Here is a 19,577-nt window from a genome sequence, read left to right on the forward strand (position 1 = left end):
GCCAAAGGCGGCAACCGTGCCGAAACTACCCGGCGACACTCTGGATCGCACCCGAAACTCGTTGCGCGACAATGGGAATTTGTCGTCGGTCGCGGTGCTCATTGTGCTTGGCTGCCAACTTGGCCGATCCGCCACCGGCTGGTTTGCTCGGCCTGATGATCGCGATGGGGCCGCCCTTCTGCTCCGAGCCCGTTCTGCTGGCCCGGTAGCCCCGGACACGGGATAGTAGTGACATGTACTACCTGCTGATCCTCGCGGTCGGACTCGAACGCATCGCGGAGCTGGTGCTGTCCAAGCGGAATGCGCAGTGGTCTTTCACCCAGGGCGCCAAGGAGTTTGGCCGGCCGCACTACGTCGTGATGGTCATCATTCACACCGCCCTGCTGGTCGGCTGCCTCGTCGAACCGTGGGCATTGCACCGGCCGTTCATCCCATGGCTGGGCTGGCCGATGCTGGCGATCGCCGCGGCCGGTCAGGTGCTGCGCTGGTGGTGCATCACCACGCTGGGCCGGCGCTGGAACACCCGCGTGATCGTGCTACCGGAGGCGCCCCTGGTTCGGCGGGGACCTTACCGGTGGCTGCACCACCCGAACTATGTTGCGGTGGTGGCCGAAGGGTTCGCATTGCCACTCGTGCACACGGCATGGCTGACCGCGGCCACGTTCACGGTCGCCAACGCGATCCTGCTCAGTGTGCGGATCCGGGTGGAGAACTCCGCGTTGGGGTACACATGAGCGGCTACGACGCCGACCTGCTGATCGTCGGCGGCGGCCCGGGTGGTCTGGCCACCGCGTTACAGGCGCGCCGGCATGGGCTCTCGGTGATCGTGGCCGAGCCGCGCGAGGACCCCATCGACAAGGCGTGTGGCGAGGGGTTGATGCCCGGCGGCCTGGCCGAACTGACGTCGCTTGGTGTCGACCCGGCCGGGATGCCGTTTCGCGGGATCGCCTATCTGAGCGAAAAACGCCGCGCCGAGGCCCTGTTTCGCACCGGACCGGGCCGCGGCGTGCGGCGCACCACCCTGCATGCCGCGCTGCAGGCGCGGGCCAAAGAGCAAGAAACCGAATGGATTCGGACCAAGGTGACCAGTGTCGTGCAGGATGCGCACGGCGTGACCGCCGCCGGCGTCCGGGCGAAGTTCTTGGTGGGCGCAGACGGACTGCACTCGGCGGTCCGGCGCTGCGTAGGCATCAAGGCCACGGCCGGTAGACCGCGACGTTACGGCGTGCGTTGGCATTTCACGGTGCCGGCCTGGTCGGAGTTCGTCGAGGTGTACTGGTCGCGGTGGGGTGAGGCGTATGTGACGCCGGTGGAGCCGGACCTGGTCGGGGTGGCGATCCTGTCTCCCCAGGGACGGCCCGAGCTGGGCTGGTTCCCGCGGCTAGCCAAGCACCTGGAGGGTGCCGGCCGTGGACATGCACGCGGCTGCGGCCCGTTGCGGCAAGTCGTCTCGCGCCGCGTCGCGGGCCGAGTGCTGTTGGTGGGCGACGCGGCGGGTTACGAGGACGCGCTGACCGGCGAAGGCGTCAGCCTGGCCGTCAAACAGGCCGGGGCCGCGGTCGACGCCATCGTCAACGGGACGCCGGCGTCGTATGAGGCGTCCTGGCACCGGGTTACGCGCAACTACCGGCTGCTCACCCGGGCAGTGGTGCTGGCAAGCACGCCGCGCGTGACGCGCCCCGCGATCGTGGCGACGTGCGAGCGGCTGCCCGGGGTGTTTCGCTTCGGGGTCAACGTCCTGGCGAGCTAGCGCTAGCGCGCCTTCCAGACCGGCTCCCGCTTCTCGGCGAACGCCAACGGCCCCTCCTTGGCGTCCTCGGACCTGATCAAGGTGCGCATCTCGTTCACGGTGCGCTCCCAGCCCGCTTCGTCACCGGCAATGACGCCGTCGTCGACGCCTAACGCGATGCGCTTGCTGGCCTGCACCGACAGCGGCGCGTTCACGGTGACCCGCGCCGCCATCGCCAGTGCCGCGTCCAGCACCGAGCCTTCCTTGACGACCTGGTTGACCAGGCCCCACTCCCAGGCGTCGGACGCCGTCATCGGTTCACCCGTCAACAGCAGTTCCATCGCCACCTTGCGGGGCAGCTGATCGACGATGCGGAAGACGCCGCCGGCAGCGGCGATCAGCCCGCGTTTGACTTCGGGCAGACCGAATTTGGCGAGCTCGTCCGCGACGACCAGGTCGCTGGCCAGCGCCAGCTCGGTACCGCCGCCCAACGCGGTGCCGTTGACCGCGGCGATGGTGGGCTTGTCGATGAAGTGGTGCACATAACCGGCGAAGCCCCATTCACCGTGGTCGGGGTGATACAGGTTCTCCCGGCGAGCGATCGCCTTGAGATCGGCTCCGGCGCAAAACGATTTGTCGCCGGCGCCGGTGAGCACCACTGCCCGTACGTCGGGATCGTGCTGGGCCTCTTCCAGGGCGTTCCCAACGCCGATGCTGACTGCCGCGTTGATGGCGTTGCGCGCTTCGGGCCGGTTGATGGTAATCACCAGCACGTTGCCGCGGCGCTCAACCAGCACTGCCGGTGCGGCGCCGTCGGTGTCCGTCACAGCAGTTCCACGATGGTCGCGTTGGCCTGGCCACCACCCTCACACATGGTCTGCAAGCCGTAGCGAATTCCCTTGTCCCGCATGTGGTAGAGCAGGGTGGTCATGATCCGCGCGCCGGAGCCGCCGAGCGGGTGGCCGAGCGCGATCGCGCCGCCGTTGGGATTGAGCTTCTTCTCGTCAGCGCCGATGTCTTTCAGCCACGCGAGCGGAACCGGAGCGAACGCCTCATTGACCTCGTATGCTCCGATGTCGTCGATGCTCAGCCCGGAGCGCTTCAGCGCTTTCTGGGTGGCCGGGATCGGCGCGCTCAGCATGATGACCGGGTCGGCTCCGGCCAGGGTGGCGGTGTGCACCTTGGCAATTGGCTTCAGCCCGAGGTCCTTTGCCTTCTCCGCCGACATGAACAGCAGCGCCGCCGCACCGTCGGAGATCTGCGAGGAGTTTCCGGCGTGGATCACGCCGTCCTCCTTGAACGCCGGCTTCAGCGAGGCCATCTTCTCCATCGGTGTGCCGCGCCGAATGCCTTCGTCCTTGAGCACGACTGATTTTTCCGAGCCGTCCGTTACCGTGATGCCCACGATCTGGTCGTCAAAAGCGCCGGAATCCTGTGCGGCAGCAGCCTTTTCGTGCGAATCGAGGGAGAACTGGTCGAGAGCGGTGCGGTCGAAGCCCCACTGCTCGGCGATCATCTCGGCGCCCAGGCCCTGGTTGGGAATCTTGCCGTCATAGCGCGAGATGAATGCTTCCGGGTAGGGCCGGCCGCCGTTGGCCAGCGATGCTCCCATCGGCGTACGCGACATCGACTCCACCCCGCCGGCGACGACGACATCGTAGTGCCCGGCCACCACGCCGGCCGCGGCGAAATGGACGGACTGCTGGCTCGATCCGCACTGCCGGTCGACGGTCACGCCCGGGACGGTCTCCGGCCAGCCCGCGGTCAACAGCGCGGTGCGGCCGATGTCGAGGGCTTGTTCGCCGGCCTGCATCACGCAGCCCCAGATGACGTCGTCGACGATCGCGGGGTCGATGCCGGCCCTGGTGGCCAGCCCGTTGAGCACCTGCGCGGACAGCTCGGCGGGGTGCACCCCGGAAAGGCCTCCGTTGCGCTTGCCGACGGGCGAGCGCACGGCCTCGACGATGACAGCTTCAGGCATTGTTGTGTCTCCTTTGACTCCGGTCTTGCGTCGATTGTCAACCAAGGGGTTGGACGACCGGGTGGCGGGGTGTCCGGAGAGTCCGCGCGGGCTCGACGCCACACTGGCCACACCGGTATCGCGAGGGAATCACCAGGCGCCATGGCCGCCACCGTGTACCAAGACACAGGCGGCGGCCGTGGCGCTATCCGACTCGGTACTTACACCGCGGGATACGCGACCGACTTGACCTCGGTGTACTGGTCGAATCCGGCGATGCCGTTCTGGCGGCCGACGCCGCTTTCCTTGTATCCGCCGAACGGTGTGTCCGCACCGTACGGGGCGCCCCCGTTGACACCCATGAAGCCGGCCTTGATGCGGCGGGTCACCGACAGCGCACGCTCGAGGGAACCCGCAAACACGTTGCCGGCCAACCCGTACACGCTGTCGTTGGCGATCCGGATCGCGTCCTCCTCGTCGTCGAACGGGATGACCGAGAGCACCGGCCCGAAAATCTCCTCCTGGGCGATGGTCATCTTGTTGTCGACGTTGATGAAAAGCGTTGGGCGAACGTAATATCCCTTGTCGAAACCGGTGGCCGCGCCGGGGCCGCCGACCAGCGCCGTGGCGCCCTCGTCCACGCCCTTCTGGATGTATCCCGTCACCCGCTCGTACTGCCGCTGCGAGATCACCGGGCCGCACAGCGTTGCGGGGTCCTGCGGGTCGCCGCACGTCACGTTCTCGTAGATGTTCTTCAGGATCTCGACACCCTCGTCGTAGCGGGACCGCGGCAACAGCAGCCGGGTCGGGTTGGCGCAGCCCTGGCCGGCGTGCATGCACGGCGCGATGCCGACCAGGCAGGCCGTGCCGAAGTCGGCGTCCTCGAGCACGATGGTGGCCGACTTGCCGCCCAGTTCCAAGAACAGCCGCTTCATGGTGGCCGCGCCCTTCTCCATGATCCGCTTGCCGACCACCGTCGAGCCGGTGAACGAGATCAGGTCGACCTTGGGCGACAGGGTCAGTTCCTCACCCACGAAGTGATCGGATGCGGTGACGACGTTGACCACACCGGCGGGGATGTCAGTCTTTTCCGCGATGAGCCGGCCGAGCCGGTTCGCATTGAACGGGGTGTTCGGCGCCGGCTTGAGCACCACGGTGTTGCCCGTGCCCAGCGCCTGGCCGAGCTTGTTGACAGTGACCTCGAACGGGAAGTTCCACGGCACGATCGCGCCCACCACGCCGACCGGCTCGCGCCAGACCTTGCGGGTGGTCAGGGTGCCGGTCAGGCTGACCACCTTGTCGCCCAGGTCGGTCTCCCAGGCGTACTCGTCGATCAGCCGGGCGGGGTACTTCAGCCCGTCTTCCAACGGCGCATCCAGCTGGGGCCCGAAGGTAATGGCCCGGGGCGAGCCGACCTCGAGGATCAGTTCCTCGCGCAGCTCGTCGATCTCGGACTCGATCGCCTCGTGCAGCTGCAGTAGGCAGCGCTTGCGCAGCTCCTTGTTGGTCGACCAGTCGGTCTCGTCGAACGCGCGGCGGGCGGCGTCGATGGCCCGGTGCATGTCCTGGATCGACGCGTCGGACACTTCGCCGAGCGATTCCTCGGTCGCCGGGTTGATGTTGGTGAAGGTACCGGCCTGGCCGTCAACCAGCTTGCCGTCGATCATCATCTTCGGCTCGAAGCGGACCTTTACAGTGTCAGCCATACTTGTTCAGCTCTCTTTAGACGAGGCGCTGGTTAGAGCGCCGGGACGTGGAATGACATCGCCAGTGGGGCTCACCCTACGGTGAGCCTTACTGGAAACTAGCCGATTGGCAAGCACTCACCATTACGGGCCCGCTACTGGGCGTCGAACAGCACCGGTACCGACGTCGGCGATCGGAAAACCTGCCCGCGGATGTGCGGGTCGTCGCCGTCGGGATCCAGCCGGAGATTCGGCAGCCGGTCGAGCAACAGGTTGAGGGCGGTGCGCATCTCGAGGCGCGCCAGGTGCATGCCGAGGCACACGTGCACGCCGTGCCCCCAGCCCAGATTCGCCCGGGCCTCGCGGTGGATATTGAACGTGTTCGGATCGGGATATCGATCCTCTTGCCGGTTGGCCGATCCAAGCATCGGCATCACCGTCGCCCCGGCCGGGATCGGCACGCCGCCGAGTTCGGTGTCGCGGGTCGCCACCCGAGTAATGGTCAGCAGCGGCGATTCCCACCGCACGCCCTCCTCGATGGCCTGCGGAAGCAGCGACCGATCCGCACGGATCGCATCCAACTGTGCGGGGTCGGACAGCAGCGCCAAAAGCAGGCTGCCCAAGGATCGATAGGTCGTCTCGACGCCGGCGGGCAGCAGCAGCCGAAGGAAGGAGAAGATCTCCTCGTCCGCGAGCTTTTCCCCGTCGATCTCGGCCGCACCGAGCGCGCTGATCAGGTCGTCCTTCGGCTCGACGCGGCGAGCCTGAAGAATCGGGGCGAAGTAGTCGCACAGGGCAGCCGAGGCGGCAAGCCCGCGTTCGGGGTTCATCAGCCAACTCAGCAGCGAAATCGACCACCGCTGGAACTGCGGGTAGTCCTTTTCCGGCAGGCCCAGCAGGCCCGCGATGATCTGGCTCGGATAGTCGAAGGTGAACTCCTTCACCAGATCCGCTTTGCCGTTAGGTGCGAAGTTGTCGATCAGGCTGTTCGCCACCCGGCCGACCAACTCGTCCTGCCAGCGCGCCAACGACTTCTGGGAGAACGCCTTCGATACCAGGGAACGCAGCCGGCCGTGCACGGGCTCGTCCATGCCGAGCATCACGCCCTCACCCAGCACCGGGCCGAACGCGGCGATGACGGCCGCCGAGGAGAACGTCTCGTTGTCGCGCAGCATCTGCTGGATGTCCTCATGGCGATACACGATGAACATCGGCAGCGACTCCTCGTGCGGAAGCGCCCCCGACGTTTCGAGCCGCTGCACCGGCTCCTCGTGGCGCAGCCGTGCGAGCTCGGTGTACGGATCACGCACGTCACCGGAGATCGCGTCGTCGAAGGATCCGAAATCCTCCAGGTCGTCGAAAAGCTGTTCCATAACTACCCCTTACTCCCCGTCAGGTCCTTACTCCGCGTTGCCGCCAGGGATGCCAAGCGTTGCAGTACCGGCTGCGGAAGAATGCGTGCGACCAACACCATTGCCTTCTGGTCGACCGTCAGCGGCCATGCCCCGCCGCGCATGGACCCCTGTTTGGGTATGCCCAGGATGACCCGCGACATGTGATGCATCCCCGATGCCGGAAGAATCCGGTTGAATACCAACAACATCGACGCATCCGGGCCCACACCCCGACGCCGAAACGACACGGTGTCGTCCAGCGCCTTGAGCAATCCCCCGGTGAACCGTTCGGCTGACCGCGCCAACTTCATCGCGAACCGGCCGCGGCTGTTCATGGTGTTGTGTAGCCGGGCGTACGGTCCCTCGAGATTGCGATTGTCGGTGGTCCCCGCGTCGGTGATCATCTCGGTGTCGTAGGTGCCGGCCACCAATACGGTGACCCCGAGACCGAACGGCGCGATCTCGCACGCCATCGACTCGCCCCAACGCTCCAGCGCTCCCTTGGCCGCCGAGTACGGCGCGGTGCCCGGCTGGCCGCGCACCCCGGCCGCGCTGGACACCAGCACGATCCGCCCCTCGCCGGCCGCCCGCATCGACGGCAGCAGCGCCTGGGTCAGCGCGATAGGCCCCAGAACGCTGGTGGCGAACATGTTCTGCCACAACGTCATATCCGTCTCCTCCACCATTCCCGCGGCTGAGATACCGGCGTTGTGTACCAGCGCGTAGGGAGCGCCGACGGCCTCTTCGATGGCCTTGGCGGCCGCTGCGATCGACTCGGCATCCAACAGGTCGAGCTGGACACCGACCAACCGGTCGTCGTCCACACCGGCCCCGGTGGCTTCACGCAGCCGCGGCATCCCCCGATCGGGAGTGCGCATGGCCGCGACCACGCGCCACCCCTCGCGGTAGAGGCGGACCGCCGAGGCGAATCCCAATCCGCGGGACGCGCCGGTGATCACAACCGCGCGTGGTTCAGCCATTGTTACTCGCACATGCACCCTGACCCGGCGGCGGCGGATCGACGTGCGGTCGCCCGTTGGGCTCCCCGCTCGCCCAAGTCGACCAGATACCGACCGAGTACGGGCCTTTCGCGCCCGCCTTCTCGTAATATCCTTGCGGGTCATACACTTTGGCTTCCGGGTACGGCCACGGGCAGGCCACGGAGGTAGCAGCGTGGCTGGCCTTGATGGCCCAGAACCAGGCGCCGTAGGCGAAGTACGACACGTTCATGATCGCGAACATCACCAGGAAGGTGCCGAGCACCGGCCGGCCGGGGAAGATCTTGGCTTTCGCGGTCAGCTTCTCGGCCACCGATTTACCGGTGTCGTCGCGGTAGCAGAGAATCGCCGCGGGGACCATCACGAAGGTGACGGAGAATGACTCCCAGATGAGCGGGAACTGGAAGGTCGTGCCGGTGAATACCGAGCCCCACGGAATCACCTGGGAGTAGATGTACATGCCGGCGTGCACCAGCTGAATCTCCAGCCATGCGTCGAACACGAAACCGATCGCACAGGCCAGTAGACCCAGGCTCCACAACGGGTGCCGCGACACTAAGGACTCTGGCCCGTATCTGGCCTGCAGTTTGCGCAGGATCCAGATCGCCGGAAAATAGGGCCCGAAATAGAAAGTGACGTAACCGAATACGACGAACGGCTCGACGGTCGGCGAGAGCGACACCAGCGGCCAGGATTCCGGCCAGTGGATGAGGTCGGGGTTGTACACGGCGAAAGGCGACCAGTTCATGATCGGGTCCTGCCACACGATCAGCGTGGTGCACAAGAACATCAGCATCACCGGGCTGCCGGGATTTCGGCGCCAGCCCCTGATGAACACGGCGAGCAGCACGAGCAGCATGATGACGGTGGAGACGTGCAGGAAGGTGATGTAGTCCAGCCCGAAGAGGAACTTCACCGGACGGGGCCGCCCTTGCACGTTGGGGTTGGCGACGCGCGGGTCAAGGGCGGTGCGGCAATTCACGATGAAGAAGAGCGCGAAAGCCGCCAGCGCGGCGCCGGCGATCCAGCCGCCCCAACCACGCTTTGCGCTCTGCTGCGGGGACGCCGGCTTCGCTTCCGCGGCAGGCGATGTGGATTGGTCGGTACTCATGTGTGTCAGGCTTCCTCTCCGAACCGATCGACCAGATGCGAGTTGATGCCGTCGGCGTCCAGGGTGCGTGCCACCAGATAGCCCGCCCCCATCCAGGCCCGGCGGGTCCATTTGCCGAACGACACCCGAGTGCCGGGAGCGCCGGATGCGGCGGGCATCATCTTGACCCGCTCCAGCGCCTCTTTGACGCCGCGCGGGCTGAGCGGGTGAGCGTCCGTGAACGCCCGCACGAGGGTGGCGGCGACATCGCGGTTCACGACGGTCACGCAGAATTCGGGACGACTGCCGTTGTATTTCTTCGCGTAGGTGTCGAGGAAGTCCTGCCCGATCTGATTCGCTTCGTCGTACTGGTCGACACCGGTCCAACCCATGAACGCGTTCCACATGATCGGGTTGACCCACGCGTTCTGCCATGCGGTGGTGGTGAAGCGGGGCGGGTCCCAGCCGAGGGACTCGAGCGCCGGGTTGATGAAGACGATGCCGAACCCGAATCCCAAGTGCACGATCGCCTCGGCCTTTGCCTCATGCAGGGTCTGCACTGCCGCGTTGATGTCCTGGGCCGTCTGGGCGATGGCAACTTCCGCCGCGATCCGAATGCCCTTGCGCCGACAGGCACTTCGCAGGTTCTTCAGGTAGCTCTCACCGATGAGGCTCTGTTCGACGAGCACACCGATCTCGGCGAGTCCGCGCTTGGCAATGAGGTCGGCCAGGAAGATCGGCTCATCGGTCATCGATCCCTGGGGGAATGCGAAGGTCCACTCCCCTAACCAGTCGTCGGTGCCGGTCACGCTGATCGCCGGAACCTTGAATCGTTCCTCGATCGCTTCCCGCAACGGGACGCAGTTGTCGGTGATGTTCGGACCGAAGACCACCAGGCAACCCTCGTCGACTAGTTCGCCGTACGCGTCGATCACCGCTTTGACCGAACCCTTGGGCAGACCCTCCACTTCGCGATAGATCATCTGCACGGGACGGTCCATCAGGCCCCGCGCGACCGCCTCGTCGAAAATGAGGTCGAATGTCCGGGTGAAAGAGGCGAACAGCTCCTCCGGAAAGCCCTGCGGCAGCTTGAAGTCCATCAAATAGCCGACCTTGATCGGCTCAGCGCTGCTTTCGTAGGACATCTGACCTCCCGGGTGATCCGCTCACTCGCCACAATCCATTTCTGACCTAATATTTGTTCAGACGGTAGCGGGGGCGTTATGCAGCGTCAATCATCTATCCGCCGCCGCCCAGATAGACCTCGACCATTTCGCCCAGCGCCCTGCCCACCGCGACATCGTCGGTGAGCGGTCCGGCGATCGCGGCTATCGCCGCCTCCTGCATGCTCAGGCCCTCGGAGACGAGCCGGCCTGCCGCGATCAGCACGCGAGTCGACGCGACTTCACGAAGGCCACCGGTTTCCAGGCGGCGGATGGCCTGGCCGAAGCGGACCAGTTCAGCGGCGGCCGTAGCGTCCACGCCAGCTTCGTGGGCGACGATTCCTTCTTCGACATCGGCTGCGGGAAACCCGAATTCGATCGCGACCATGCGCTGGCGTGTCGAATCCTTGAGATCCTTGAGCACACTTTGATAGCCGGGGTTGTAGGACACCACCAGCCCGAATCCGGGCGCGGCGTCCAGCGTGATGCCGAGCCGTTCGATCGGCAGCTGCCGCCGGTGATCGGCGAGCGGATGCAGCACCACCGTCGTGTCCTGCCGAGCCTCCACGACTTCGTCCAGGTAGCAGATCGCGCCGTCGCGCACCGCGCGGGTCAACGGCCCGTCCACCCACACCGTCTCGTCGCCGCGCAGCAGATGCCGCCCGACCAGGTCGGCCGTGGTGAGGTCGTCGTGGCAGGCAACGGTGATCAGCGGCCGGCCCAGGTCGTGGGCCATCGCCTCGACGAACCGGGTCTTGCCGCAACCCGTCGGACCCTTCAAGACGAGCGCAAGGCCCTGCCGGTAGGCGGCTTTGAAGATGGCCTCTTCGCCGCCGACCGCCTGGTAATAGGGCCGCACCCCGGCAACGCCGGCTTGCGGGTCGGGATCCGCCCCATTGCGACAAGCGATCCCGGACTCGTTGGTCATAACGTCCCTTCCGTGTGATTGGAGCCTAACCGGAACAGATGTTTGTTTCAAGAGCGCTGACGAGCGGCTTTGGATCCGGAACGCATACACGAACTGCATTCGGGGACATGGCATCAGCGTCAATACCGCGCGATCAGGCGCTCGCCCTCCGGCGAACCTCTGCCGAGCGCAGCGCGGATCGGAACAGGGGCCCGATCACCCCGGCGAGCTGATCCGGACGCGCGATCGTGGCATGCGCGGTGCTGCCGAACACCCGGCGCAGCGATACCACGTCGGTGCCCGCCCCGACGGTCAGGCAGACGCAGCCGGTCCCCCGGCGCCGGGCCTCGGTCAACGCGCGACGCGCGTCCGCGGCACCGTACGCCCGCTCGTACCCGTGGTCGTAGGCAAGGCCGTCGGACAGCACCACCAGGAGCCGCCGCGACGTGCCGCCGCGGGCCTCCAGCACCGACGAGCCGTGCCGGATGGCCGCACCGAGGCGGGAGTACGCGCCGGGTTCCAGGCTGTTCAGCCGCCGGATGATGCGGGCGTCGAGGTGGTCGTCGAACCGCTTGACGGGCACCATCGTCACCGCCGCGCGCCCCTGCGAGTAGTAGGCGTAGAGCGAGACCCGGTCCCCGAGGTCGTGCAGCGCGACGGTCAGGTCGACGACGGCCGCGCGCTGTTGCTCGTGCACCGTGCGCCCCACCGTCCCGGGCTCGGCCGCCGACCCCGATACGTCCAGCAGCAGCAGTACCGACAGGTCGCGCCGGCGCCGCAAGCTGTCGAGGTAGACCGACTCGTCGGGCACCGATCCGGCGCGCACTTCGACGCGGGCCTCGATGGCCGCGTCGATATCGATGTCGTCGCCCTGCGCCTGGCGGTGTCGGCGATGCAGCCCCATGCCGAGTCGCGACAGCGGCCGTCGCACCCCGATGGCATCGCCGAGCGGCCAGGTCGCCCCAGAAGAAACGGCCTTGATCTTCGGCTCGACTTCGCGCACGGTGCACCAGCCGGGCCGGTAGCGCTTCCGGGTGACATCCCATTCCGGATACCGCACACCGTCCGCCGCGGTTTTGACCTCGTCGTCGTCGACGTCCTCGCTCACGGTGGCGGCCAGCGACGAAATGGCATAGCGGGCACGGATTCCCGAGCTGATGCGGTGCGTCGGGGCATCGGCGCCGGGTGGTCCGCCGCCGCTGCCGGTCTTGCGCGCGGACGACAGCATCTTCCTCAGCCACTTGCCGATGAAGCCGCCCCCGCCGACCGGGCTGGTGAACAGATCGGGATGGTCGGAATCGTCGGCCTCGCCATCATCAAGTTCCGCGAGCTCCTCCGGCTGCTGCGCGCCGCGGCTGCGTGGCACATGCTCGGCGCCGTCGTCTTGTTTGGCCACGTGGGCAGCCGCGCCCATCACCTTGGCCGCACGAATCACGCCAAACCCCGGCGCCGGGTCGTCAAGCTGCGCCCGTCCGGCGGCCATGTCCAGCGAAGCCGCGGGCGAGTCACTGCGACTCGCAATGTCGCGATTGCCCAACGCCGACAAAATCGTCGGGAGCAAATGCGCGTTGGCGACCAGTGCGCGATTGCCTTCGATCGCCAGGTAGCGCTTGGCCACCCGGGGGTGACGAACCAGGGACCCCACCATGTCGCGGTCCAGGCTGCCGGCAGCGATCATCGACGCCTGCACGGCAATGGCCTCGAGTTGCGCGCGGGCGGGTGCGGCGGCATCGAGGTAAATCGTCTGGCCGTCCGTCCACGTCGGTCCACCTGGTGGCAGCCCGGCAACCGCAACGGCCCGGCCCGCCAGCGCGGAGGCGAGCATGCCCAGGGCCTGCAACCGCTCGGCACCAGGCCCCACGCTCGCCCTCCGACTTGTTGACCAAATATCTGTTCCACCGTAAAGTCCAGGCGTCACGGGAGTCAAACAGCCGTCGGTTAGTCAGGAGCACACCATGATTGACTTCACCGGCCAAGTGGCTGTGGTCACCGGCGCCGGTCGCGGGCTCGGCCGACTGTACGCACTGGACCTCGCCCGGCGCGGCGCGGCGGTGGTTGTCAACGACCTCGGCTGCGGAATGCGCGGCTTACCAGACGAGGCCGCCGACTCGAAAATCGCCGACGTCGTGGTCGACGAGATCACGAACGCGGGCGGCCGGGCGATCGCATCCTACGATTCGGTGGACAGCCCAGACGGCGGCCAGGCGATTGTCGATGCGGCCGTGCGCGCATTCGGACGCGTCGACGCGGTTGTCAGCAATGCGGGAATCTTCGGCAGCGCGGCGTTCGAGGACCTCTCGGTCGACGAGTGGTCGCGGATGCTGCGGGTGCACCTCGACGGCGCGTTCTACCTGTCGCAGCCCGCGTATCGCGTGATGAAGCGCAACGGCGGCGGCAGGTTCGTCTTCATCTCGTCGTCCGCCGGCATCTTCGGCCAGCCGATGGAGGCGCACTACGCCGCGGCCAAAGCCGGCTTGGTGGGCTTGACGAACGTGATCGCGATCGAAGGCGAAGCACACGGCATATTCGCCAATTCCGTTATGCCAACCGGATTCTCACGAATGGTCACCGAGACCGTCCGCGACGAGAAGTTCCTCGCCGAATCCGGCTTCATGCAGGCCATTCGGCCTGAACTCGTGGTGCCGCTGGTGACCTTCCTCGCCAGCCGTACCTGCACGTTCACCCACCGCAACTATTCGGCCGCCGCCGGACGCTACGCGCGGGTGTTCGTCGGGCTGAGCGAAGGCTGGCTGGCGGACGCCGAGACTGAGCCCGCGGCAGAAGACATCGAGGCAAATATCGAGCAGATGTCGGCCACCGAGCGTTTCCTGGTGCCCGGCTCGATCGTCGACGAGGTGCTCGAAGTCTGTGCGCGGCGCGGCGTCAGCGCGATACCAGGACAAGCCCTTGGAGAAACGCAAGTCGCATTTCCCGAACCGCAACGCGTTGACCAAAAATCTGCTCAACCGTAGAGTCCGGCTAAACGACCAGGGACCAGAGTAAAGGGACAGTGGACTTCTCCTACCCCGCGGAATTGGAACAATTCCGCGTAGACCTGCGCGACTGGCTGTCAGCGAACCTGACCGAGGAGCTGGTGGCCGCCCGCCGGGCCTCGGGGCGCGACGGCGCGACATTCGAGATGCTGCGTGGCTGGAGCGCCACGATGTCCGACGCGGGATGGGCCGCCGTCTCTTGGCCGAAAGAATACGGCGGTCGCGGAGCCACCGTTCTCGAGCAGCTGGTTTACACCGAGGAGACCACCCGCGCGCGGGCTCCGATGCCGCTCAACGTCATTGGGATGAACAACATCGCCCCCGCGATCATGCAGTACGGCACCGAAGACCAGAAGAAGACGCTGCTGCGCCGAATGATGCGCGCCGACGACATCTGGTGCCAGGGTATGTCGGAGCCCGAAGCGGGATCCGACCTCGCCGCGCTGCGCACCCGAGCGGTGCGAGACGGCGAAGACTTCGTCGTCAACGGCCAGAAGATCTGGACCTCGCTGGGGCATCGGGCGCACTGGTGCCAGCTTTATGTGCGCACCGATCCCGACGCCCCGAAGCACAAAGGGATCTCCTGCCTGATCGTCGACATGACGCTGCCGGGCATCGAGGTCCGTCCGCTCGTCACACTCAACGGCGACACCGATTTCGCCGAGGTGTTCTTTCACGACGTGCGGGTGCCGGCGGACGCGTTGCTCGGACCGCTCAACGGCGGTTGGCAGGTGGCCACCACCACACTGAGCCATGAGCGCGCCGGCGCGGCACGGCTGTACGCCGAAATGCAGTTGCGGCTGGAAGAACTGGTGGACGACATCGCCACCCACAGCGACGCCGCCGACGACCCCGTGACGCTGCGCCGGCTGGGCGAAATCGCGGTCCGCATCAAATATCTCGAAGTGCTCTGCCAGCGATCGATCTCGGCCACACTGCACGGCGGTTCAGAAAGCGCAGCATTCGGATCGGCCAGCCTCGCCAAGACCGTATGGGGTGAGATCGGACAGGACCTGGCCGCTCTGGCCTTCGACGTGCTGGGTACCCGCGGCACCGAGGCGCCGTGGGCCAACTACCGCCTCACCTCACGCTCGCTGACCATCGCCGGCGGTACGACACAGATCAACAAGAACATCACCGCCCAACGCGTACTCGGATTGCCGCGCAAATGAACCTCGAACTCACCGACGAGCAGATCGCACTGCGGGACACCACGCGGCGCTTTCTCGCTGACAAGGCACCGATTTCGGGCCACGTGCGCGAATTGCTCGACGACCCGGCCGGCGTCGACGACGCGGTCTGGCGCGGCCTGGCCGACCTCGGTACCACCGGGCTGTTGGTGCCGGAGGAACACGGTGGCGCCGGGATGACCATGGTCGAAGCCGGCGTCGTCGCCGAGGAGCTCGGCGCCGCGCTGCACCCGGGGCCATGGTTGTCCACCGCGGTGGCCGTGCCGCGCACGTTGGCAAAGATCTGCGACAGCGACAGTGCCGCAACGCTTTTAGCCGGAATCGCCGACGGGACGATGATCGCTACCGTCAGCTTACTGGACTTCGAGAAGGTCGCGGCCGAGGCGGCGGGCGAGGGCATCGTGCTGCGGGGCGAACTCGGCGAGGTGTCCGATGCCGAGGCGGCCGACGTCCTGCTGGTTTTCGCCGAAGACTCAGAGGGCATCGGGCTTTTCGCGGTGGACACCGACTCCCCCGGGTTTTCCGCGCGGCCCGCGCGCGGTATCGACCAGACCCGCAAACAGTTTCGCGTCGAGCTCGACGGCACGCCCGCGCAGCGGCTGGCCACGGCCGCACCGACCGACGTTTCGGCGGTGATCGACGACGTGCTGATCGCCACTGCCGCCGACGCGCTCGGCGCCGCGCGGGCCGTCATGGACCTCGCCGTCGAATACGCAAAAGTCAGAAAGCAATTCGGCCAGGTCATCGGAGCGTTCCAGGCGGTCCAGCACCTGTGCGTCGACATGTACGAGACAGTCGAGCTGGCCCGCAGCGGAGTGATCCACGCGCTCTGGGCCGCCGACGCCGAGCTTGCATCCGACGAACGGCATCTTGCCGCGCTACGGGCGAAGGCGTTCGCCGGGCGACTGGCCACCGTGGGCGACACCGCCATCCAGGTGTTCGGAGGTATCGGCTACACCTGGGAGCACGACGCACATCTTTACCTCAAGCGCCTGCTGAGCTGGAGCGCACTTCTCGGAGGTCCCGACCGGTATCTCACCGAAGTCGGTGCGCGCCTTGCCCACAGGTGGGATGGTCCCGGCGGCTAAGGCTCTAGAATGGGGCCGTCACCGCTGTTAGCAGCGCATTTGAGCCGGTTTCCGGGCGGGCAATCTGATAGCCTTAACAAAGATTTGGTTCGGCAGGAGGACGAATGCGCAGGTTTGCCCGGTCGCAGTCCTCTCGACCTGTGCACCGTTAGCCATGGCCAAAGCCGAAGCCTTGGCTAAAGGCAAGCGCGTGGTGGCCGACCAGGCCGACGACTCCGGCACCCGCCGCACCGAGATCCTGCAAACCGCGGCATCTTTGATCGCATCCTCCGGTTTGCGGACTTCGTTGCAGGAGATCGCCGACGCGGCGGGGATTCTGCCCGGCAGCCTGTATCACCATTTCGAGTCCAAGGAAGCGATCCTCGTCGAGCTGATCCGCCGGTATCAGGACGATCTGGACCGCATCGGCCGCAACGCCCAGGCCAAACTGGACGAAGCCGATGCGCGGCCGGCGGCCGAGAAGATCATCGAGCTGGGATCGGCGATCGCCCACTGCGCCGTACGACACCGCGCTGCCCTGCAGATGTCGTTTTACGAGGGACCGAGCGCGGACCCCGAGCTGATGACACTGACTCGTCAACAGCCCGTCGCGATTCAAGAGGCCATGGTGCAAACGTTGCGCGCCGGCCGATGGAGCGGCTACATCAAAGCCGATATCGATCTCCCGACGCTGGCCGACCGCATCTGTCAGACCATGATGCAGGTCGGGCTCGACGTCATGCGCCACAATTCGCCGACCGACCAGGTGGCCGAGCTGCTGTGCCGAATCATCTTGCAGGGCTTGGCAGCCCGACCGCCGGCCGATTCGGCGTTGGACCGCTCCAACGCCTTCGCGGCCGCCAGCGACGTCGTCGAATCGTGGGCCGACGACAGCGATGCCGACCCCAGCGATAAGGCCGCCCATGTGCGCGCGGTGGCGCGAAGCGAGTTCGGTCGCAAAGGCTATGAGGTCACCACGATCCGGGATATCGCGTCGGCGGCCGGTCTGGGCACCGGAACCGTCTACCGGGTGATCGGTTCCAAGGACGAACTGCTCGATTCCATCATGCGGTCGTTCGGTCAGAAGGTGGAGGCCGGCTGGGTGAGCGTGCTGCGCTCGGATGCCACACCGATCGAGAAGTTGGACGCACTGAGCTGGGTCAACGTCAACGCGCTGGACCAATTCTCCGACGAATTCCGGATCCAGCTGGCATGGATGCGGCAGTCGCCGCCGACCACCAACCCCGGCTGGTCGTATCCCACCCGGCTGCGGCAGATGAAATCGCTGCTCTCCGCGGGGATCCGTTCCGGCGAGATCAGCATCGAAACTCCGTCGGCCGCCATGCTGGCGCGCTGTGTAATCGGAATTCAGTGGATACCGGAGAACATTCTGCGCGCGATAGGCATACGCGCGTCCCTGCTGCACGCTCGCGACACGGTTCTGCGTGGCGCCGCCGTCCGCGGCAAGTAACACCGCCTAGCTCGATCTCGACCGATCCGGCCCCGGTATTGAACCAAATAACTGTTACCCATACAGTTGAGCAATTAGAACCGCGTTGGCATTATCCGAGAAGGGGATTTCCATGTCTATTGTCGATCGGCTGCGCTACGACGGTAAGCGCGCGCTCGTTGTCGGCGGCGCGACCGGCATGGGCGCGGCCGCGGCCAAGTCGGCCGCGGAGCTCGGAGCCGAAGTCATCGTGCTGGACTACGCGCCGGTGGACTACGACGTCGCCCAGTCCGTCCAGGTCGATCTGCGCGACCCCGCCTCCATCGACTCCGCCCTCGAGCAGATCGACGGGCCCATCCACGCCGTCTTCTCGGCCGCCGGAGTCGCCGACGGAACCACCGACCTGTTGAAGATCAACTTCATCGGCCACCGCCACCTCATCGACCGGCTGCTGGAACGCAACCAGCTCCCCAACGGCTCGGCCATCTGCTTCATCTCCTCGGTCGCCGGCATGGGCTGGGAGAACGACCTGGAACTGATCAACGAGCTCCTGGCCACGCCGGACTACGCGGCGGCCGTGGCCTGGTCCGAGGCCCACGAGGCCGAGGGCATCATCCACTACGGCACCAGCAAGAAGATCATCAACCAGTACGTGGCCATGCAGGGCTATCCGCTGGCGAAGAAGGGTATCCGCATCAACGCGATCTGCCCCGGCCCGACGGACACCCCGCTGGCCCAGGCCAACGCGGACCTGTGGCTGTCCTTCGCCCAGGACTATCGAGACGAAACCGGCTCCAAGGTGCACACGCCCGAGCAGATGGGTGACACCATGGCGTTCCTCAACAGCGAGGCCGCGTGCGGCATCAGCGGGATCACCCTGCTGGTGGACTCCGGCCACACCATGGCCTCGATGACCGGCTCCTACGCCCCCGGCAAGATGATCATCGACATCATCATGGGCAAGGTCAAGCTCTAGGCGCGCTACCGTCGCAGGCATGGCACGCATCGTCCTCATCGGTGGTCACGGCAAGATCGCGTTGCAACTGGCCCGCATCCTGACCGATCGGGGCGACGAGGTGAGTTCGGTGTTCCGCAACCCCGACCACTCCGACGACGTCGCTGCCACCGGCGCCAAACCGGTGCTGGCCGACATCGAGCAGCTCGACACGACGGCGCTGGCCGGACTGCTGACCGGGCACGACGCAGTCGTCTTCTCCGCAGGTGCGGGCGGCGGTAATCCGGAGCGGACCTATGCCGTCGACCGCGACGCCGCGATCCGGGTGATCGACGCCGCCGCGCGGGCGGGCATCAAGCGGTTCGTGATGGTGTCCTACTTCGGTGCGGGTCCGGATCATGGCGTACCGCAAGATAATCCGTTCTTCGCCTACGCGGAGGCCAAGGCCGCCGCGGATGCCCACCTGCGCGACAGCGAACTGGACTGGACGGTGCTGGGTCCCGGCAGGCTCACACCGGAACCGGCGACCGGCCGCATTGCCGTCGGCCAGGGCAAGGGCGAGATCTCACGCGCCGACGTCGCGCTCGTCGCGGCCGCGGTGCTGGCCGACGACTCGACGATCCGGCGGACCATCGAATTCAACAATGGGGACATCCCGATCGCGCAAGCGCTGGCAGGCTGACTAAACTGCATCTCGCAGCTGGTCTGCTTGCGCCGCAACCGCGGCGTACGCATCGAGCGAAGCGGAACGTTAGTAAAGCTTCGTAAGAGGGAACCCGGTGAGAATCCGGGACTGTCCCGCAACGGTATGCAGGAACGACCGCCGTCAGAGTTTTTGGCAAGCACTGGTCACTGGGTCCGCCCGAAGACTGGGAAGCGACGGCCATTAGGAGCACCACCCGGTGCGCGCCTGCGAGTCCGGAGACCTGCCAGCCGTGCCGGGCGCGCCGCGTCCGGCGGCTCATCGCCTCGTGGAATGGGCGTTACGCTGCAGCC

The 19,577-nt window shown here is 66.4% G+C and carries 17 protein-coding genes, 1 pseudogene and 1 riboswitch; of the genes and pseudogenes, 9 read left to right on the top strand and 9 right to left on the bottom strand.

Annotated features, from left to right (window positions below; all coding sequences use genetic code 11):
* Positions 1–13: 13 nt before the first annotated feature.
* From OK015_RS23475 to OK015_RS23485, 3 genes and pseudogenes are all read left to right on the top strand, one after another.
* Positions 14–209: pseudogene (locus OK015_RS23475) on the top strand (type III polyketide synthase); the annotation flags it as partial.
* Positions 210–233: 24 nt separating this feature from the next.
* The gene (locus tag OK015_RS23480) at positions 234–734 is read left to right on the top strand and encodes an isoprenylcysteine carboxyl methyltransferase family protein (RefSeq protein ID WP_268126566.1); all 501 of its coding nucleotides are present in this window, start codon (positions 234–236) and stop codon (positions 732–734) included.
* Entirely contained in the window at positions 731–1,750 is a 1,020-nt protein-coding gene (locus OK015_RS23485; RefSeq protein WP_268126568.1) for an NAD(P)/FAD-dependent oxidoreductase, read from the top strand. Before OK015_RS23480 ends, OK015_RS23485 begins: the two co-directional genes overlap by 4 nt.
* Before the next feature lie 2 nt (positions 1,751–1,752).
* On the opposite strand, the gene OK015_RS23490 is transcribed toward OK015_RS23485, so the two are convergent.
* From OK015_RS23490 to OK015_RS23530, 9 genes are all read right to left on the bottom strand, one after another.
* Positions 1,753–2,556, bottom strand: a complete 804-nt coding sequence (locus OK015_RS23490; RefSeq protein ID WP_268126569.1) for a crotonase/enoyl-CoA hydratase family protein — start codon at positions 2,554–2,556, stop codon at positions 1,753–1,755.
* Entirely contained in the window at positions 2,553–3,710 is a 1,158-nt protein-coding gene (locus OK015_RS23495) for a thiolase family protein (RefSeq protein ID WP_268126571.1), read from the bottom strand. Before OK015_RS23495 ends, OK015_RS23490 begins: the two co-directional genes overlap by 4 nt.
* A gap of 200 nt (positions 3,711–3,910) precedes the next feature.
* Positions 3,911–5,395 (bottom strand): aldehyde dehydrogenase family protein, encoded by a 1,485-nt coding sequence (locus OK015_RS23500; RefSeq protein ID WP_268126573.1) that lies wholly within the window; start codon positions 5,393–5,395, stop codon positions 3,911–3,913.
* Between the two features lie 134 nt (positions 5,396–5,529).
* Positions 5,530–6,747 carry a cytochrome P450 gene (locus OK015_RS23505; protein WP_268126576.1) on the bottom strand — a complete coding sequence of 406 codons (1,218 nt, stop codon included), beginning with the start codon at positions 6,745–6,747 and terminating at the stop codon, positions 5,530–5,532.
* Between the two features lie 2 nt (positions 6,748–6,749).
* On the bottom strand, positions 6,750–7,748 hold the full coding sequence (locus OK015_RS23510) for an SDR family NAD(P)-dependent oxidoreductase (protein WP_268126578.1): 999 nt from the start codon (positions 7,746–7,748) through the stop codon (positions 6,750–6,752).
* On the bottom strand, positions 7,741–8,877 hold the full coding sequence (locus OK015_RS23515) for a spirocyclase AveC family protein (RefSeq protein ID WP_268126580.1): 1,137 nt from the start codon (positions 8,875–8,877) through the stop codon (positions 7,741–7,743). Before OK015_RS23515 ends, OK015_RS23510 begins: the two co-directional genes overlap by 8 nt.
* Before the next feature lie 5 nt (positions 8,878–8,882).
* Positions 8,883–10,001, bottom strand: a complete 1,119-nt coding sequence (locus tag OK015_RS23520) for an ABC transporter substrate-binding protein (protein WP_268126582.1) — start codon at positions 9,999–10,001, stop codon at positions 8,883–8,885.
* Positions 10,002–10,095: 94 nt separating this feature from the next.
* Positions 10,096–10,947: a CbbQ/NirQ/NorQ/GpvN family protein gene (locus OK015_RS23525; protein ID WP_268126584.1), complete on the bottom strand. Its 852-nt coding sequence runs from the start codon at positions 10,945–10,947 to the stop codon at positions 10,096–10,098.
* Positions 10,948–11,080: 133 nt separating this feature from the next.
* Complete coding sequence (locus OK015_RS23530; protein ID WP_268133029.1) at positions 11,081–12,751, bottom strand: nitric oxide reductase activation protein NorD; 1,671 nt, start codon at positions 12,749–12,751, stop codon at positions 11,081–11,083.
* A gap of 130 nt (positions 12,752–12,881) precedes the next feature.
* Here OK015_RS23530 and OK015_RS23535 point away from each other — a divergent pair, with 130 nt between their 5' ends.
* From OK015_RS23535 to OK015_RS23560, 6 genes are all read left to right on the top strand, one after another.
* Complete coding sequence (locus tag OK015_RS23535; protein ID WP_268126586.1) at positions 12,882–13,898, top strand: SDR family NAD(P)-dependent oxidoreductase; 1,017 nt, start codon at positions 12,882–12,884, stop codon at positions 13,896–13,898.
* 38 nt (positions 13,899–13,936) lie between these two features.
* Positions 13,937–15,091 carry an acyl-CoA dehydrogenase family protein gene (locus OK015_RS23540; RefSeq protein ID WP_268126589.1) on the top strand — a complete coding sequence of 385 codons (1,155 nt, stop codon included), beginning with the start codon at positions 13,937–13,939 and terminating at the stop codon, positions 15,089–15,091.
* On the top strand, positions 15,088–16,197 hold the full coding sequence (locus OK015_RS23545; protein ID WP_268126591.1) for an acyl-CoA dehydrogenase family protein: 1,110 nt from the start codon (positions 15,088–15,090) through the stop codon (positions 16,195–16,197). The genes OK015_RS23540 and OK015_RS23545 overlap by 4 nt, the downstream gene beginning before the upstream one ends.
* Before the next feature lie 154 nt (positions 16,198–16,351).
* Complete coding sequence (locus tag OK015_RS23550; RefSeq protein WP_268126593.1) at positions 16,352–17,647, top strand: TetR/AcrR family transcriptional regulator; 1,296 nt, start codon at positions 16,352–16,354, stop codon at positions 17,645–17,647.
* 112 nt (positions 17,648–17,759) lie between these two features.
* Positions 17,760–18,602: an SDR family oxidoreductase gene (locus OK015_RS23555; RefSeq protein ID WP_268126595.1), complete on the top strand. Its 843-nt coding sequence runs from the start codon at positions 17,760–17,762 to the stop codon at positions 18,600–18,602.
* Between the two features lie 19 nt (positions 18,603–18,621).
* Positions 18,622–19,263 (top strand): SDR family oxidoreductase, encoded by a 642-nt coding sequence (locus OK015_RS23560; protein ID WP_268126597.1) that lies wholly within the window; start codon positions 18,622–18,624, stop codon positions 19,261–19,263.
* Positions 19,264–19,312: 49 nt separating this feature from the next.
* Positions 19,313–19,529: riboswitch (cobalamin riboswitch) on the top strand.
* The last annotated feature ends 48 nt before the right edge of the window (positions 19,530–19,577 follow it).

Source organism: Mycobacterium sp. Aquia_216, assembly GCF_026723865.1.
Lineage (GTDB): Bacteria > Actinomycetota > Actinomycetes > Mycobacteriales > Mycobacteriaceae > Mycobacterium.

What these genes read in the sequence shown, in the direction of transcription:
- OK015_RS23480 (WP_268126566.1), top strand. Translation starts at nt 234, where the DNA reads ATGTACTACCTGCTGATCCTCGCGGTCGGACTCGAACGCATCGCGGAG.
- OK015_RS23485 (WP_268126568.1), top strand. Translation starts at nt 731, where the DNA reads ATGAGCGGCTACGACGCCGACCTGCTGATCGTCGGCGGCGGCCCGGGT.
- OK015_RS23495 (WP_268126571.1), bottom strand. Translation starts at nt 3,710, where the DNA reads ATGCCTGAAGCTGTCATCGTCGAGGCCGTGCGCTCGCCCGTCGGCAAG.
- OK015_RS23500 (WP_268126573.1), bottom strand. Translation starts at nt 5,395, where the DNA reads ATGGCTGACACTGTAAAGGTCCGCTTCGAGCCGAAGATGATGATCGAC.
- OK015_RS23505 (WP_268126576.1), bottom strand. Translation starts at nt 6,747, where the DNA reads ATGGAACAGCTTTTCGACGACCTGGAGGATTTCGGATCCTTCGACGAC.
- OK015_RS23510 (WP_268126578.1), bottom strand. Translation starts at nt 7,748, where the DNA reads ATGGCTGAACCACGCGCGGTTGTGATCACCGGCGCGTCCCGCGGATTG.
- OK015_RS23515 (WP_268126580.1), bottom strand. Translation starts at nt 8,877, where the DNA reads ATGAGTACCGACCAATCCACATCGCCTGCCGCGGAAGCGAAGCCGGCG.
- OK015_RS23520 (WP_268126582.1), bottom strand. Translation starts at nt 10,001, where the DNA reads ATGTCCTACGAAAGCAGCGCTGAGCCGATCAAGGTCGGCTATTTGATG.
- OK015_RS23525 (WP_268126584.1), bottom strand. Translation starts at nt 10,947, where the DNA reads ATGACCAACGAGTCCGGGATCGCTTGTCGCAATGGGGCGGATCCCGAC.
- OK015_RS23530 (WP_268133029.1), bottom strand. Translation starts at nt 12,751, where the DNA reads ATGCTCGCCTCCGCGCTGGCGGGCCGGGCCGTTGCGGTTGCCGGGCTG.
- OK015_RS23535 (WP_268126586.1), top strand. Translation starts at nt 12,882, where the DNA reads ATGATTGACTTCACCGGCCAAGTGGCTGTGGTCACCGGCGCCGGTCGC.
- OK015_RS23545 (WP_268126591.1), top strand. Translation starts at nt 15,088, where the DNA reads ATGAACCTCGAACTCACCGACGAGCAGATCGCACTGCGGGACACCACG.
- OK015_RS23550 (WP_268126593.1), top strand. Translation starts at nt 16,352, where the DNA reads ATGGCCAAAGCCGAAGCCTTGGCTAAAGGCAAGCGCGTGGTGGCCGAC.
- OK015_RS23555 (WP_268126595.1), top strand. Translation starts at nt 17,760, where the DNA reads ATGTCTATTGTCGATCGGCTGCGCTACGACGGTAAGCGCGCGCTCGTT.
- OK015_RS23560 (WP_268126597.1), top strand. Translation starts at nt 18,622, where the DNA reads ATGGCACGCATCGTCCTCATCGGTGGTCACGGCAAGATCGCGTTGCAA.